Origin of the sequence: Thermoclostridium caenicola (assembly GCF_900142095.1) — a bacterium.
GTDB classification, from domain to species: Bacteria; Bacillota; Clostridia; order DSM-8532; family DSM-8532; genus Thermoclostridium_A; species Thermoclostridium_A caenicola.
The window spans coordinates 1-15,615 of record NZ_FQZP01000016.1 but is presented as its reverse complement, the minus strand read 5'-3'; the positions used below and the strand labels follow the sequence as shown (position 1 = coordinate 15,615).

13 protein-coding genes are annotated in these 15,615 nt (G+C 53.6%); all 13 read left to right on the top strand.

Annotated elements, in window-relative coordinates:
* The first annotated feature begins 46 nt into the window (after positions 1-46).
* The 13 genes from F3H12_RS06120 to ftsZ all read left to right on the top strand — a co-directional run bounded on the left by F3H12_RS06120 (position 47) and on the right by ftsZ (position 15,462).
* Positions 47-1,177, top strand: a complete 1,131-nt coding sequence (locus F3H12_RS06120; RefSeq protein ID WP_149678463.1) for an FtsW/RodA/SpoVE family cell cycle protein — start codon at positions 47-49, stop codon at positions 1,175-1,177.
* Between the two features lie 283 nt (positions 1,178-1,460).
* On the top strand, positions 1,461-1,901 hold the full coding sequence (mraZ, locus tag F3H12_RS06115; RefSeq protein ID WP_188118407.1) for a division/cell wall cluster transcriptional repressor MraZ: 441 nt from the start codon (positions 1,461-1,463) through the stop codon (positions 1,899-1,901).
* 26 nt (positions 1,902-1,927) lie between these two features.
* Complete coding sequence (gene rsmH, locus F3H12_RS06110; RefSeq protein ID WP_149678461.1) at positions 1,928-2,869, top strand: 16S rRNA (cytosine(1402)-N(4))-methyltransferase RsmH; 942 nt, start codon at positions 1,928-1,930, stop codon at positions 2,867-2,869.
* Positions 2,870-3,388: 519 nt separating this feature from the next.
* A complete protein-coding gene (locus F3H12_RS06105) occupies positions 3,389-3,898 on the top strand; it encodes a cell division protein FtsL (protein ID WP_149678460.1) in 510 nt (169 codons plus the stop codon).
* A gap of 160 nt (positions 3,899-4,058) precedes the next feature.
* Positions 4,059-6,380 carry a PASTA domain-containing penicillin-binding protein gene (locus tag F3H12_RS06100; RefSeq protein ID WP_243133209.1) on the top strand — a complete coding sequence of 774 codons (2,322 nt, stop codon included), beginning with the start codon at positions 4,059-4,061 and terminating at the stop codon, positions 6,378-6,380.
* A 55-nt stretch (positions 6,381-6,435) separates the two neighbouring features.
* On the top strand, positions 6,436-7,893 hold the full coding sequence (locus F3H12_RS06095; RefSeq protein ID WP_149678459.1) for a UDP-N-acetylmuramoyl-L-alanyl-D-glutamate--2,6-diaminopimelate ligase: 1,458 nt from the start codon (positions 6,436-6,438) through the stop codon (positions 7,891-7,893).
* A gap of 3 nt (positions 7,894-7,896) precedes the next feature.
* Complete coding sequence (locus tag F3H12_RS06090; RefSeq protein ID WP_149678458.1) at positions 7,897-9,312, top strand: UDP-N-acetylmuramoyl-tripeptide--D-alanyl-D-alanine ligase; 1,416 nt, start codon at positions 7,897-7,899, stop codon at positions 9,310-9,312.
* Positions 9,313-9,322: 10 nt separating this feature from the next.
* On the top strand, positions 9,323-10,306 hold the full coding sequence (mraY, locus tag F3H12_RS06085) for a phospho-N-acetylmuramoyl-pentapeptide-transferase (protein ID WP_149678457.1): 984 nt from the start codon (positions 9,323-9,325) through the stop codon (positions 10,304-10,306).
* A 105-nt stretch (positions 10,307-10,411) separates the two neighbouring features.
* Positions 10,412-11,563, top strand: coding sequence for a putative lipid II flippase FtsW (ftsW, locus tag F3H12_RS06080; protein ID WP_149678456.1), 1,152 nt, complete (start codon positions 10,412-10,414; stop codon positions 11,561-11,563).
* A gap of 143 nt (positions 11,564-11,706) precedes the next feature.
* Entirely contained in the window at positions 11,707-12,972 is a 1,266-nt protein-coding gene (gene murA / locus F3H12_RS06075) for a UDP-N-acetylglucosamine 1-carboxyvinyltransferase (protein ID WP_149678455.1), read from the top strand.
* 55 nt (positions 12,973-13,027) lie between these two features.
* Positions 13,028-13,813 (top strand): cell division protein FtsQ/DivIB, encoded by a 786-nt coding sequence (locus F3H12_RS06070; RefSeq protein WP_188118406.1) that lies wholly within the window; start codon positions 13,028-13,030, stop codon positions 13,811-13,813.
* 9 nt (positions 13,814-13,822) lie between these two features.
* A complete protein-coding gene (locus F3H12_RS06065; protein ID WP_149678453.1) occupies positions 13,823-14,161 on the top strand; it encodes a small basic family protein in 339 nt (112 codons plus the stop codon).
* A 203-nt stretch (positions 14,162-14,364) separates the two neighbouring features.
* Entirely contained in the window at positions 14,365-15,462 is a 1,098-nt protein-coding gene (gene ftsZ / locus F3H12_RS06060; protein WP_149678452.1) for a cell division protein FtsZ, read from the top strand.
* Positions 15,463-15,615: the final 153 nt, after the last annotated feature.

Below are 15,615 nucleotides of genomic sequence, written 5' to 3'. Positions count from 1 at the left end.
GGGCTGAACATCCAATCATTCAGCGACGAGGGATTATTATCGGTTTATGTATGCCATAGAAAAGAACAAGGGACCATCGCTGGTTAAGAATATTGACTGGTTCATCATCATCAATGTCATCCTCATCAACGTGATAGGCCTTATCGTGCTGAAAGGGATGGCCGATCAGAAGGAAATCCCCAATCTCTTCATGAAACAGCTGATCGCCTCCATTCTGGGGATCGCGGTCATGATCATCGTCATGATCATCGACTACAAGGATCTGAAGATACTGGGGATACCGGCCTATTTCATCACGGTTTTCCTTCTGGTGGCCGTTCTGCTGGTGGGCGTGGGAAGAGAGGAAACGGGAACCCGGGGCTGGCTGATGCTGGGGCCTTTGAGCGTTCAGCCGTCCGAGCTGGGCAAGGTGGCCATGGTCATCGCCGCGGCCTTCTATTTCGAAAGGCTGCAGCAGGGCCGAAGTCTCAAGCATGTTCTGCTGCTCCTGGCCTCCACGGCGCTGCCCATCGGTCTTGTGCTGCTTCAGCCGGATTTCGGCACCGCCATGGTCTACGTTTTCATGTTTCTTTGCATGCTTTTTGTCAGCGGTATTAAATACCGTTATATATTCATTTTCGGCGGGTCTGTCCTGCTGGTGTTTCCGCTGCTGTGGTTTACCGTGCTGGTCAATGTTCTGCCGAATCACATGATCACGCGCATACAGTCCTTCCTTAATCCTTCAGCACATGAAAACAGCGGCGCATACCAGGTGCGCATGGCCATCCGCCATATCGGAAGGGGGCAGCTCACCGGGGTGGGTCTCGGCAAGGGCAAAGCCACCTTCATGGTGCCCGAGGTGGAGACCGACTCCATCTTTGCGGTGGTAGGAGAGGAGATGGGCTTTGTTGGCGCTGTTGTGCTGGTGGCGCTGTTTGCCGTACTTTTGCTGCGTTGCCTCTATATTGCGCGCTTTGCCAAGGACAAGTTCGGAACCTTCCTGGTGATTGGCCTCATGGCCATGTTCCTGTTCCACTTTGTGGAAAACGTGGGCATGAACATCGGCATCCTGCCGATGACCGGTATTCCGCTGCCCTTCGTCAGCAGCGGTGGATCCTCGGTGGTGGTCAATTACCTGGCCGTTGGGATTATTGTCAGCGTCTCCATGCGGCGTCAGAAGCCCATGTTTGAGGCCTGAGACCGTACAGGGAACCCGGCGGAAGGGATCGGTTCCACACATGAAATATTAAAATTTTGTTACAAAATTTCAATAAGCAAAATTGCATAATATTTGACAAAACATTGCCCGAACATATTTAGTGTATTGTTTATTTATACAATACAATATATGGTATTTGGTGAACCTGCAGGGATGTTCCGGACGGAGCATCCCTTTTTTGCTGACCTTCCGGCAAGGTTAAGCGAAGGGTTGACGGGTGCCGATAGATGGAGTAGAATACAATGTAAGTGGAGCAAAGTGGGTGAAAGTGGTGGGAGGTTTTAACGGCAAATACACGAATACGTTGGACGCAAAAAACCGTGTTTTCGTGCCTGCCGCTTACCGTCACAAGCTGGGTACTGAGTTCATCATTACCCGCGGTGAGGATCAGAACCTCTACCTTTATCCCATGGAAGCCTGGGAGGAGTTTGAAGAGAAGATCAAGACCCTCCAGACCAGCAGGCAGAACTACCGGGCCATCATCCGCCACTACTTTGCCAACGCAGTAACCTGCAGCCTGGACAGCCAGGGGCGGTTTGTGATTCCCCAGGAGCTGAAGGATTGGGCCGGGTTGACAAAGGAAGTGCTTTTCGCCGGTGTCGACACCAAGGTGGAGATCTGGGATCCGCAGAAGTATGAAGAAGTGACCAGCTCCTATGACATCAACGAGATACTGGACAGCCTACCCATAAACCTTCCGTAAAAAGCTGAAAGGATGAGAATCCGGCCTTGACCTTTGAACACAAACCCGTCATGCTGGATGAATGCATAGATTATCTGAATATCCGCGCAAACGGCGTTTATGTGGATGCCACCCTGGGCGGAGCCGGGCATTCATCAGAGATTTTGAAAAGACTGGGGCCGGAAGGTCTGCTGATAGGCATCGATCAGGATCAGGACGCCATACGGGCGGCCGGGCAAAAGCTTGAGAACGTGCAAACCCAAGGACGATACGTCCTTTACCATACGAACTTTGAAAAAATAAGAGAAGTCATCGGGATGCAAAAGCTGAAGGCAGTCGACGGGGTACTCATGGATCTGGGCGTTTCCTCCTACCAACTGGATGAGGGAGAAAGAGGATTCAGCTACCAGCAGGATGCGCCCCTCGACATGCGAATGAACAAAAGCGAAGAAATGGATGCCGCATGGGTTGTCAACAACCTGAGCCGCGAGGAACTGACCCGAATCATCCGGGAGTACGGAGAGGAGAAGTGGGCTTCGCGGATAGCGGAATTCATTGTGAAAAGCAGAGAAACACAAAAGATAACCACAACAGGTCAACTGGTGGACATCATCAAGGCGGCCATACCGGCCGCTGCGAGACGGGAAGGACCGCATCCGGCCAAAAGAACCTTCCAGGCCATCCGCATAGCGGTCAACAGGGAACTGGAGGTTCTGGAAAAAACGCTGGGCGAGATCATCGATTTTCTGAATCCCGGAGGCCGGCTGGCAGTAATCACCTTCCACTCCCTGGAAGACCGGATTGTGAAACAGATTTTCAAGGACAAGGCGCAAGGCTGTATTTGTCCCGGGGATTTTCCCAAATGTGTCTGCGGCAGGACGCCGCAGATAAGGATTCTGACAAGGAAGCCTGTGACGCCGTCCGAGGATGAGCTCGAAAGGAATCCCAGAGCCAGGAGCGCCAAGCTCCGGGTTGCGGAAAAGCTTTAATTGATTGACTTAAGCCGGTGCAAAGGATAAAAGCAGAATTTACAAAAGAAGAATATCGGAAAGACACAAAAGAACGGTAAGAAACCAAAGCGCAAAGGCTGTATCCACCAAAGAAGACCATTTGCCGGCGAAAGCCGGAGTTACAAAAGATTTGAACCAGTTACCAAAGATAAAGTGGACAAGGTTTACACAAGAGAAAAGGAAAAGTTTACAAAAGAGAAGCAGGTAAGAAACAAAGGAAACACACAAAAGAAAAGTGAGCTGGAAAGATTATCCGAAATGATCTTCTCCAGGGTCTGCCCGAGGGCAGACCCGGAACTTCATCTCTGATGTCGGCGAGAGGTGGCGTTACGGTAAAGTACGCCACGTTGTTCTCTTTAGGGAACTGTGAATTGCCTGAGATAAGGCGTGCAGCCATGAGTTACGGTCCGTTCAGCGGAGATAAGGTTCAAATGTCGGCAGAAGAATCCAGACAGCGCTGCAAAAGTGGAAACGAGTCCGGAAGGGAGGTACCATCACATGGAAACCAGAAGTGGTTATGTTTACGGCAGTGTGGCGCCCAAACTGCCCCAGAGGCCGGAGCGGCATGAAACGCATCAGCCGAAGGAGCGCCAGGTAAGGGTATCCCGCGTTGCTGTACCGAGGTATGCCCATATTCCCAAGGGCAGGCTGTGCTTCTGCATTGTGGCCCTGGTTGCCATGTGCTTTGTGGTGCTCTACCGCTTCTCCTTGCTGGCGGATCTGAATGCCGCCATGAACAGGATGAACGAGGAATACAATACATTGAGGAACGAGAACAGGCTCCTGAAGGTTGAAATAGAAACCAGCATCGATCTGGACAGGGTCAAGCAGATTGCGGAGACCGAACTGGGCATGCACAAGCCCGATCGGTTCCAGATTGTTCCGGTAAGCGTTCCCAAGAATGATTACAATGTGGTGCTGGATCAACAATACATCGAAGAAGCATCCGGGGGCCGGAAATCCTTGCTGGAAGGTATCCTGGATGCGGTGCGGGCGGCTTTCCCGTGACAGGTATGACCAGCAATGCCCCGGAACCGGCTTTCTTATGGAAAAGAAATATAATGAGCGCGTCAGGTATATATTTTATACAGAATCATGCAGGACCATGGATTGATAGTGAAGCATACAGCGGATCAGTCCGTCGTCCTTTTTTTGCAGGAGAAATCAGATGAAAAGCGGTAATGGCAAATACAGAACAGGTACGCAGCCCAGGACTGCTTTGAAAGCTCCGGTGGACTTGAAAAGCGTCAGGAAGAAAAAGCAAGCGGGGGAAATTCCCACCCAACCCAACACGCGAATGTTGAAAAGAAGGGAATTCTTCATGCTGCTGGTCTTCACCCTGTCGCTTTTTTTCATGCTATACAGGGTGGGATTCATCCAGTTTGTCAAGGGTGAGGAATACCAGAAAAAGGCGTATTCGACCCAGACCCAGAAGCGGATGATCAATCCCAAGCGCGGCACCATCTACGACCGGAACGGGAAGGGTCTGGCCATCAGTGCGTCGGTGGACACCGTCTCGGTTAATCCCAACGGCCTCAGAAGCGAAGTGAAAGAGCCGGAAAAGCTCCAGCAGCTGGCCCAAAAGCTGGGAGAGATGCTGGAGATGGATGCCGGGGACATCCTGGAAATCTTCTACAAGAACTCCCGTTTTGAATACATCAAGCGAAAAATAGACAGGGACCTGGGCGCCAGGGTGAGAAATTATGTGATAGGCGAACTGGGTCTCCAGAGCATTTATATCGATGAGGATTCCAAGCGCTATTACCCCAACGGCAGCCTGGCGGCACACGTCCTGGGTTTCACGGGAGTTGACGATCAGGGACTGGCCGGTATCGAGCTGAAGCTGGATGCCACCTTAAGAGGCATGCCGGGCAAGATCATGAACGAGGTGGACGTGCTTGGCAGGCCCATCAGTTTCAGCAAGGAACGCTACGTGGAAGCTGTGGACGGCTATGACGTGTTCCTCACCATTGATGAGACCATCCAGTATTTCACCGAGAAGGCCCTGGAACAGGCTGCGCTGAACTATAACCTGAAGAGGGGTGCAGCCGCCATCGTGATGAACCCCAATACAGGGGAGATCCTGGCCATGGCGTCCTATCCCGATTTCGATCCCAACGATCCCGACGCCAAGCCGGATTTTGTGGACGATCCGGACTGGAAGGGCTTTTCCAGCATTGAGAACACCAATCTGCTCTGGTCGACCGTGTTCCGCAACAAGGTTGTCAATGATACCTATGAGCCGGGTTCCACCTTCAAGGCCATCACTGCGGCTGCAGCGCTGGAGGAAGGCATTGTAAGGCCCGAAACCACGGTGGTGTGCAAGCCCTATTCCCTGGCCGGGCATACCATCAACTGCTGGCACGCGGGCGGGCATGGTCAGCAGGATTTCGCCCATGCGGTGTATAACTCCTGCAACCCGGTGTTTGTGCAGGAGGCCCTGGCTGTCGGCATTGACAAGTTCTACAGCTATGTGCGGATGTTCGGATTCCAGAAACGGACCGGACTGGAACTGGCCGGGGAGCCCACCGACGAAGAATACCGGAATCTCTGGCACAAGAATCCCACCGAAATCGACCTGGCGGTGGCCGGGTTCGGACAGCGCTTCCAGATAAGCCCCATTCAGCTGGCCACTGCATATTGTGCCATAGCCAACGGTGGCAACCTGATGAAACCCATGCTCGTCAAGCAGATCAGCGACAGCAACGGGAACATTATACAGAAGTTTGAACCCCAGGTGATCCGTAAGGTCATCTCGGAGGAGACATCCCGGACCGTCAGAACCATCCTGGAAGGTGTAGTATCTGAAGGAACGGGAAAAAATGCTTATGTCAGCGGTTACCGGATTGCAGGCAAGACCGGTACGTCCGAAACCCTTCAAACCGAGTCCGAAGGCCGCTATGTTGTGTCCTTCGCCGCCATAGCACCTGCCGACAAACCGGAGATCGTGGTCCTGGTGGTTCTGGACCATCCCCAGGTGGAGATGCACCTGCGGTCTGGCGGTATCCTGGCCGCGCCGGTTGCCGGGAAGCTCTGCGAGGACATCCTGGAATACCTGCAGGTGGAAAGGCAGTACAGCGAGGAAGACATGAAGAAGATGACCGAAGAGGTCTATGTACCTTCGGTGGTAGGATTGACCGTGAAGGAAGCGGTTGAAAAGCTCAAGGCCTATAACCTGAATTACCTGGTGGAAGGCAGCCAGGACGAAAATGCCGTCGTGACGGCTCAGACGCCCAGGGCCGACTTCAGTGTTCCCAGGAATTCCACGGTAATCCTGTATACCGAAGGCAGCCCGCAGGACAATATGGTGCCCATGCCCGACCTTACCAACAAAACCGTGGACGAGGCTACGGCCACCATGCGGAGCCTTGGGCTCAACATCCGGATCAAGGGCGAGGGTACCGCGCTGAGCCAGCAGTATGAACCGGGTACGCTTCTTCCGAAGGGCGAAGTGGTAGACGTGGAGTTCATGCTCCTGATCGCCGATTAGGAAGGAAACGGTACGAATCTAAACAGGCGGAGCCTGTAAGGGAAGGAAGGATAGCATGAAACTGAAGGATTTGGTTGAATCCCTGGAATTGGTTGAGGTCCGTGGCGGACTGGACAAGGAGATCAGGGGAGTGACCTATGATTCCCGCAAAGCCTTGCCCGGATACCTCTTCGTATGCATAGACGGTTTCACCACCGACGGTCACAAATACGCCCAGCAGGCGGTGGACAACGGGGCATGCACCCTGGTGGTGGAAAAAGATATCCATGTGATCGGCGAGGATGTCACCATCATCCGGGTAAAGAATTCCCGGGAAGCCCTGGCGCTGATATCTGCCAACTGGTTCGGAAATCCCTCCCGGAGCATGACCCTGGTGGGCGTGACCGGCACCAAGGGCAAGACCACCACCACCTATATGATACGTTCCATCCTGGAAGAGGCTGGGAAAACCGTGGGCCTCATCGGCACCGTGGCCAACTGCATCGGTCGCGAGAAGATCCCCGCAAGGCGCACCACGCCGGAATCCTATGACCTCCAGGAGATGTTTGAGCGCATGAAGGAAAAGGGGGCCGACACGGTGGTTATGGAGGTCTCCTCCCAGGGGCTCAAGCTTCACCGGGTAACCGGCTGCGATTTTGACATCGGTGTCTTCACCAATTTCTCGAAAGACCATATCGGCGGGTTCGAGCATCCGGATATGGAGGACTATTTTGTCTCCAAGCTCCGCCTCTTTACCATGTGCCAAAAGGGCATCGTCAACGTGGATGCCGCCTACTCCGAGCGGGTTCTGGACGGCGCAACCTGTGATATTCTGACCTTTGGCATAGAGAAGCCGGCAGATGTGCGGGCCGAGAATATCACCACCCATTCCAGCTCAGTGGAGTTTGATGCGGTAACCCCCTGGTTCAGGGAACGGATCAGTGTTTCGGTTCCCGGCTTTTTCAGCGTATACAACGCGCTGGGTGCCATCGCTGTCTGCGGACTTTTGGGCATACCCTTTGAAGCCATCCGGGATGGTCTGAAGAAGGTACAGGTACCCGGACGCGCCGAGGTGGTGCCCACTCCCGGAAAGGACTATACCGTGATGATCGATTATGCCCACACACCCGACAGCCTGGAGAACATCCTGTCCACCGTGAAGGAGTTTGCCAGGGGGCGCCTTATCAGCGTCTTCGGCTGCGGTGGTGACAGGGACCGCACCAAGAGGCCGCTCATGGGCGAGATATCGGGCCGGATTGCCGATTTCACCATCATTACCTCCGATAACCCCAGGACCGAGGAGCCGGCGCAAATCCTCAGGGATATCGAGGAGGGTATCAGGAAGACCAATGGGGAATACGTGGTGATTGAGGACAGGACCGAGGCCATCCGCTATGCTATGAAAAACGCCCGAAGCGGCGATGTGATCGTTCTCTCGGGCAAGGGCCATGAAACCTACCAGATTTTCAAGGACAAGACCATCCATTACGACGAGCGGGAGATCGTCGAAAACATACTGAAGGAGCTTGAGTGATACATGAAGGAAATGTATGCCGCCGAAGTTGCCCGGGCGGTCAATGGACAACTGGCTGCCGACGGGAATATAATGATCAGGAGCGTGTCCACCGACACCCGAAGCCTTGAACCGGGCTGCCTTTTTGTCGCCATACGGGGAGAGCGCTTTGACGGACATAATTACATCCGTGAAGCGCTGGACAAGGGAGCAGTCCTGGTTATGGCCGAAAAAGGAGCTTCCATTCCCGACGGCGTCCCGGCCGTGCTGGTGGAAAAGACGGTGGAAGCGCTGGGAAAGCTGGCGGAATATCATCGCTCCCGATTCCATATACCCGTGATCGCCGTAACCGGAAGCGTCGGCAAGACCAGTACCAAGGAAATGATCGCCGCCACTTTGTCGGCAGGGCTTAAGGTGCATAAAACAAAGGGTAATTTCAATAACGAGATTGGCCTTCCCCTGTCGGTGCTGGAACTGGATGACTCCTGTCAGGCCGCCGTGTTCGAGATGGGGATGCGGGGCTTCGGCGAGATCGATTACCTGACCCGGATCGTGCGCCCCGATATAGCGGTTATCACCAATATCGGCATATCCCATATTGAACGGCTGGGCTCGCGGCAGAACATTCTCAAGGCCAAGCTGGAGATCATCCGCGGCATGCAGGATGACGGCGTCGTACTGCTCAATGGGGACGATGAACTGTTGTCAGGCCTGAAGGGCCTTCTTAAGCAGAAAACCCTTTTCTACGGCATGGATGAAACCTGCGATATCCGGGCAAGCGATTTACTGTCCAAAGGGGAAGAGGGGATCAGCTTCTCGGTACAGTGTCCCGCCTGGGAGCATCGGTTCTTTGTGCCGGCACCGGGGATTCACAATGTCCAGAATGCCCTTGCGGCCATCAGCGTGGCCATGACGCTGGAATTTGACTGCGGGACCATAGAAAAAGGCCTTCTGAGCTATACCGGGGACCGCATGCGCATGAATATTGTGGACGTGGACGGCATCAAGGTCATCAACGATGCCTACAACGCGGCTCCCGCTTCGGTCAGCTCGGCACTCAGGGTCCTGTCGGAGATCGGCGTCAACCGGCGCAAATGGGCTGTCCTGGGCGATATGCTGGAGCTGGGGGAATGGGCTGAGGATGCCCACAGGGAAATAGGCATGCAGGTGGCTGAATCGGGGATAGACTATCTGGTTGCCATCGGTGACCTGGCCCGCTGGTATGTGGAAGGTGCTTCCGACCACGGCATGCCCTTGGAGAACACCAGGCTGTTTCAAAATGCCGAAGATGCGCAAAACTATTTAAGCCAGAAATTAGCCAGAGGCGATGTTATCCTTTTCAAAGGATCGCGGAAGATGAATCTGGATCTTCTCGCCGACAGGCTTTTTGGCGGCAAGGTTACAGGGGCATCCCGGAATACTGAAGCGCAGAACAAGTGAGGGAAAAGGAATGAATAAAATCTTCAATGTCATACCGCACCAGTTGCTGGCCTATCTCATCGCGTTTGCCATGTCACTGGCCCTTGCCAGGATTATGATTCCCCTGCTGAAGCGGCTCAAATGCGGTCAGACTGTGAGGGAGGAAGGCCCTGAATCCCATAAGGCCAAGAGCGGAACGCCTACCATGGGCGGACTGCTTTTTCTGATACCCATGGTCCTGGTGGGCGGCTGGTATGCCATAAAGGATCATCGCATCCTGGTCCTGATCCTGGTCACCCTGGGCTTTGGTCTCATCGGTTTTCTCGACGATTACCTGAAGGTTGTAAGAAAGCATAACACCGGCCTGAAACCAAAGCAGAAGATGCTGGGCCTCCTGATCGTGTCGGGTGCCTTCACCTGGTATGCCATAAGCTATATCCCTTCTGCCAGTACCCTGGTCATTCCCTTTATCGGTTTGAAAGCGCCCGTTACGCTGCCTGTGGCCATCGCGGTGCCTTTCTCCATCTTTGTGCTGGCAGCCTTTACCAATGCCGTTAACCTTACCGATGGTCTGGACGGTCTGGCGGGCACGGTGACCACCCTTGTCCTGCTCTTCCTTACCGTCATGTCCACATTCCGGGACGACTGGGAATATATCCGCACGTTCTGCGCCATACTGGCGGGAGGCCTTCTGGGTTTTCTGGTCTTCAACCTGCATCCCGCAAAGGTGTTCATGGGCGATGTGGGCGCATTGGCCCTCGGCGGTGCCCTGGCAGCCATGGCGCTGATGACGGGCACGGCAATCTATCTGGGGATTGCAGGCATAATCTATGTGGCTGAGGCATTATCTGTAGTGATACAGGTTTTCTGGTTCAAGAGGACCCGGAGGAGAGTCTTCCTGATGTCTCCCTTGCACCATCATTACGAGTACAAGGGATGGAAGGAGACCAAAGTGGTGACAGTCTTTGCCCTGGTCACCCTTGCTGCCGGCGTCGTGGCTGTGCTGCTCCTATAATAGTATTCAGGACCCGGCTGTGATTCAGTTTTTTATCGGACCGGCTGACGGGCCTCCGCTGCAACAGTTGGCTTAGTTCACCGGCATAAGAAGGATGATTGCAGGATGAGAAAAAGGGAATATGACTTCTGGCTCCTCTTCGCCGTGATTGCGCTCACGGCCATCGGTATTGTCATGGTTTTCAGCGCCAGCTCCTATTATGCTGCCTTTACCGTCAACAACAAATACCATTATCTTATCCGGCAGCTGCTCTGGAGTGGTGTGGGCCTTGTCCTGATGTTTGTTGTCTCAAATATCGATTATCGCCGACTGGCGCTCCTTTCGCCCATCCTGATGCTGGTCAGCATTGTCCTGCTGATTCTGGTGGCCATACCCGGCATAGGTTCGGTATCCAACAACGCCAGGCGCTGGTTTAACCTTGGTTTTACCACCTTCCAGCCTTCCGAGCTTATGAAGCTCTCTCTGATCATGTTCCTGAGCTTCAGCCTGGCCAAGAACCACGGAAGATTGCGTTTTTTCTTCAGCGGCCTGGTGCCCTATCTGTTGATCGTTGGCTTTGTGGACTTTCTGCTTCTTCTGGAACCCCACTACAGCTGCGCCATTCTCATCACGGCTGTTGCGGCTGTTATCCTGTTCTGCGCCGGTGCGAGGCTCCTCCACTTTTTTGCCATCGGCGGACCTGCCCTGGCGGCAGCAGCCTACCTTATCTACAGTTCGGAATATCGTTGGAAACGATTTGTTTCGTTCCTTGATCCCTTTTCCGATCCCCAGGGAGCAGGATACCAGGTGGTGAATTCCCTCTATGCCATCGCTTCTGGTTCCATCTTCGGCAGAGGGCTTGGGAAAAGCCTGCAGAAGTATTTGTACATCCCGGAGCCCCAGAACGACTTCATCTTCTCGATCGTTGCCGAGGAACTGGGTTTTGTGGGCGCCTTCACGGTGATCGCATTCTTCCTGCTGCTTATCTGGCGCGGTATCCGCATTTCCATGAATGCGCCGGACATGATGGGCAGTCTCATGGCCATCGGGCTGACATCGCTGATAGCCATAGAAAGCATCGTCAACATCGCCGTTGTAACGGCCACCATACCCGTAACCGGCATGCCCCTGCCGTTTATCAGCTATGGAGGAACCTCCATGCTGTTCCACCTTGTGGGAATGGGGATCCTTCTCAACATCTCCAGGAACAACACATACAGCCTGGCCCCGGTCAAAGGGGCTGAGCTTCTGAAACGGGCCCGCCAGGGCGAGGGCTGAGCCGTCCGGAAAGCCAGACCCTGATGGCGTGCTTCAGGTTGTCCCCAACTCTAGATATAGACGGACAGGCTTCCAGTAACAGGATTTTCCCGGGAGCATATTATGAAATGTATTCAATTACTTAGCTTCCGGGGGTGTTTTGCGTGAGCAATCTCGTCATAACCGGAGGTTCGCGGCTTTGCGGCATCATTGAGGTGCCCGGAGCCAAAAACGCTGTGTTGCCGGTATTGGCGGCTACGCTTTTGAACAAAGGTACCAGCATCCTTGAGAATTGCCCGGAACTGGATGATGTGACCACCATGCTGGAGATACTTGGGGCCCTGGGCTGCGGCATCCGCAGGGAGGGAAGCAGGATTGAAGTGGATGCTTCCCGGCTGACGGCCAGCAGCATTCCTGAAGCGCTGGCGAGAAAAATGCGTTCATCCATCATTATCCTGGGCGCCCTGCTGGCAAGGTGCGGGGAAGTCCATGTGAGTTATCCCGGCGGCTGTGAAATCGGCTTAAGGCCCATCGATATGCATTTGAAGGCCCTCTCCCAGATGGGAGCCCAGATAGATGGTATCAACGATGGCATCCTGTGCTGCCGGGCCGAAAAGCTGACCGGCTGCGAGATCCTTCTGGATTACCCCAGTGTGGGCGCAACCGAAAACATCATGCTGGCGGCCAGTATGGCAGAGGGCGAAACCATCATCCGGAATGCAGCCAAAGAACCTGAAATTGACGATTTGCAGGCCTTTTTAAGAAAACTGGGCGTCCAGGTATCCGGCGCCGGAACAGGTGTCATCCGCATCCAGGGCACCCGCGAGATAAAAGCCGAACCCGTGCACAGGATCATTCCCGACCGCATTGTGGCAGGAACTTATCTGGCCGCCGCGGCTGCCACAGGAGGAAGCCTCGTGGTCACGGGTGTGATTTATGACCATATCGGATCGGTGTTGTACTGTTTGAAGCGCTGCGGCTGCCGGATAAAAAACTACTCTGGAAATGTGATCGCATTGGAGTCCAATGGCAACCTGACAGCCCTGGATCTGGTTCGAACCTCTCCCTATCCCGGATTTCCCACGGATATGCAACCACAAATGGTAGCCCTTCTCTCCAAGTGCAGGGGAACCAGTGTGGTTGTTGAAACTGTTTTTGAAAACCGGTTCCGCTATACCGAGCAGCTCATGAAGCTTGGTGCGGACATCAGTGTGCAGGGCAGGACGGCCATCATCCGCGGTGTCGACAAACTCAAGGCTGCCCAGCTGGAGGCCAGGGATTTGCGGGGCGGAGCCGCGCTGGTCATTGGCGCGCTGGCCGCGGAAGGCACATCCAGCATATCGGGCGTCAACTATATTGACAGGGGCTATGAGCGGATGGAAAAGGTCCTTTCCAGCATAGGAGCCGATATCAAACGGGTTGAGACCTGAAGGCTGTTATTTCCCCCCTCTCTCTGATATAATATGCACATGGGTGATGGTGCCGATGAGCCGTGGAAAAAAACGAAAGAAAAGGCTGCTGAAGATACTGTTTCTGCTGATGTGTCCGGTGCTGCTGGTGCTCATGCTTTTCTTTACACCCATTTTCACCGTTAAAAACATACGCGTTGAGGGTGCCGGTTATTACAGCGAAGAAGAGATCAGGCTCGCATCGGGAATTGCCTTGGGTGAAAACCCATACAGGCAGCTCAGGCTTTCTCCTGAGGCAATTCTCGGTTTGAGGCTGCTTGACGCGGAAACGGCCATTGAAGCCCTGCCCCGCATCAAGGAGGCAAGGGTATTTGTCATTTTCCCTAACGAAGTGGGCATCCGTGTTGCCGAAAGACAGCCGTCAGTCTATTTGCCCTATCTCGGAAGCTACCTGACCGTGGACGCTGAGGGCTACGTGCTTGAAGTCTGTCAGGGTTCTCCTCCTGAAGGGCTCAAGGAAGTGCGTGGTATTGATTTTTCCAGTTATTCAGTGGGCAAACAGCTTGAAACCTCTGATATCGGGCACGTCCGCCTGGCCGACAATATCGTCGGCGCCATCAGGGAATCCGATGAGAACTCGGACTTCCAGCTGTGGCCTGTGGTGGACTGGATCGATGTGGTGGATGAAGACACGGCCATGATGTCCTTTGACAACCGGGTCGTGGTACGGTTTGATCCGACGGACAGGCTTCAATATACTATTGATTTTGCCAAGCAGATTTTTTTCACAAAGATAGGCACGAGTGAACGGGGAAGACTGGAATTCATCAAAGGTCAGAACCCGAGTTTCATACCGGATTGAGGTGGTTTGATGATTCCCATACTGGGACTGATAGCAGGATTGATTATTGGCATTTTCCTTCCCTTCCACATCCCCCAGGCCTACTCCAATTATGCGGCTGTGGCCATACTTGCCGCGCTGGACTCGGTTCTGGGAGGCTTCTCGGCTTCGCTGGAAGGCAAGTTCGATATCAAGGTCTTCCTGTCAGGCTTTTTCGGCAATTCCCTTCTGGCAGCGCTTCTGGCTTTTATCGGGGACAAGCTGGGCATCCAGCTTTACCTGGCCGCAGTGTTCGCCTTCGGCAACAGGATATTCATCAATTTTGGCAATATCAGAAGGAAGCTGCTGAAGCTGGATGAAATGAAATAATACTATATATACTGCCTGAAATGGTCGGGAAGATGGAAAAAACGCAATATATTGATCCAAAAGGGCAGAATTTTTGAAAGAAATCATTGCGTTTGACAGGGTTTGTTAATATAATGGTAATATAAGAGATATGAGAACTGCTGTGTCCAGATTACAAGCCATATTGAATTACTTGCGATAACCGATAAAAGGGGGACACAAAAGTGTTGGAATTTGATATCGATATGGACAGTTTTGCCCGTCTGAAGGTCGTTGGCGTCGGAGGCGGCGGCAATAACGCGGTCAACCGCATGATCAGCGCCGGTCTGCGCGGCGTCGAATTTATAGCCGTAAACACGGACAAGCAGGCGCTTTTCCTTTCACAGGCCAATACGAAAATCCAGATTGGAGATAAACTGACAAAGGGACTCGGAGCCGGAGCCAATCCGGAAATCGGGGAAAAAGCGGCCAACGAAAGCCGCGATGAAATCGCCATGGCCATCAAGGACGCGGATATGGTCTTTGTAACCGCCGGCATGGGCGGCGGCACGGGTACCGGAGCCGCGCCGGTCATCGCGCAGATTTCAAAGGAAATGGGTATTCTCACCGTGGGCGTTGTCACCAAGCCTTTCACCTTTGAGGGCAAGAAGCGCATGCAGCACGCAGAAAAGGGTGTGGAAGCCCTCAGGGCCGTGGTGGATACCCTGGTTACCATTCCAAACGACAGGTTGCTTCAGATAGCCGATAAGAAGATGCCCCTGGTGAAGGCCTTCAGCCTGGCGGACGATGTGCTGAGGCAGGGCGTTCAGGGTATATCCGACCTCATTGCCGTACCCGGTCTCATCAACCTGGACTTTGCAGACGTGAAGACCATTATGCAGGATACCGGACTTGCCCATATGGGCATCGGAAGGGGAACCGGAGAGAACAAGGCCGAGGAAGCCGCAAGGCAGGCCATCTCCAGCCCGCTTCTGGAAACATCCATTGAAGGTGCCAGGGGTGTCCTGCTGAACATCACCGGTGGCCCTGACCTTGGACTCCAGGAAGTCAATATGGCGGCCGAACTGATTCAGGCCTCAGCCGATCCGGAAGCCAATATCATTTTCGGTGCCGTGATCGATGAAAACCTGAAGGATGAAATGATCATTACGGTTATTGCCACAGGCTTCGACAAAGGGCCTGAAATCAAGAGGCCGGAACGCCTGTTTGCTGTCGGCGGCAGCACCCAGAAGCTGGAGACCCCGGTGAAGAAGCTGGAACTGGACGATGACAACGAGGGTCCGGAGATTCCTGCATTTCTCAAGAGAAAAGGTTTCCGCTGATATTGACAGGACAATTTGCTCCATGTAAAATGTAAAGGCATATACTTGAGTATATGCCTCAGACTGTCGAAAAAGTCCAGTGAGAACTGGGCTTTTTTGCATTAATATAGTAAAATATTATTGGGTGACGGAAATGATAATTAAGAATGAAGA

Excerpts from the sequence above, each read along its gene's own strand:
- F3H12_RS06065 (WP_149678453.1), top strand. The coding sequence starts at position 13,823 with ATGATTCCCATACTGGGACTGATAGCAGGATTGATTATTGGCATTTTC.
- mraY (WP_149678457.1), top strand. The coding sequence starts at position 9,323 with ATGAATAAAATCTTCAATGTCATACCGCACCAGTTGCTGGCCTATCTC.
- F3H12_RS06100 (WP_243133209.1), top strand. The coding sequence starts at position 4,059 with ATGAAAAGCGGTAATGGCAAATACAGAACAGGTACGCAGCCCAGGACT.
- F3H12_RS06095 (WP_149678459.1), top strand. The coding sequence starts at position 6,436 with ATGAAACTGAAGGATTTGGTTGAATCCCTGGAATTGGTTGAGGTCCGT.
- F3H12_RS06105 (WP_149678460.1), top strand. The coding sequence starts at position 3,389 with ATGGAAACCAGAAGTGGTTATGTTTACGGCAGTGTGGCGCCCAAACTG.
- F3H12_RS06090 (WP_149678458.1), top strand. The coding sequence starts at position 7,897 with ATGAAGGAAATGTATGCCGCCGAAGTTGCCCGGGCGGTCAATGGACAA.
- F3H12_RS06070 (WP_188118406.1), top strand. The coding sequence starts at position 13,028 with ATGAGCCGTGGAAAAAAACGAAAGAAAAGGCTGCTGAAGATACTGTTT.
- F3H12_RS06120 (WP_149678463.1), top strand. The coding sequence starts at position 47 with ATGTATGCCATAGAAAAGAACAAGGGACCATCGCTGGTTAAGAATATT.
- ftsW (WP_149678456.1), top strand. The coding sequence starts at position 10,412 with ATGAGAAAAAGGGAATATGACTTCTGGCTCCTCTTCGCCGTGATTGCG.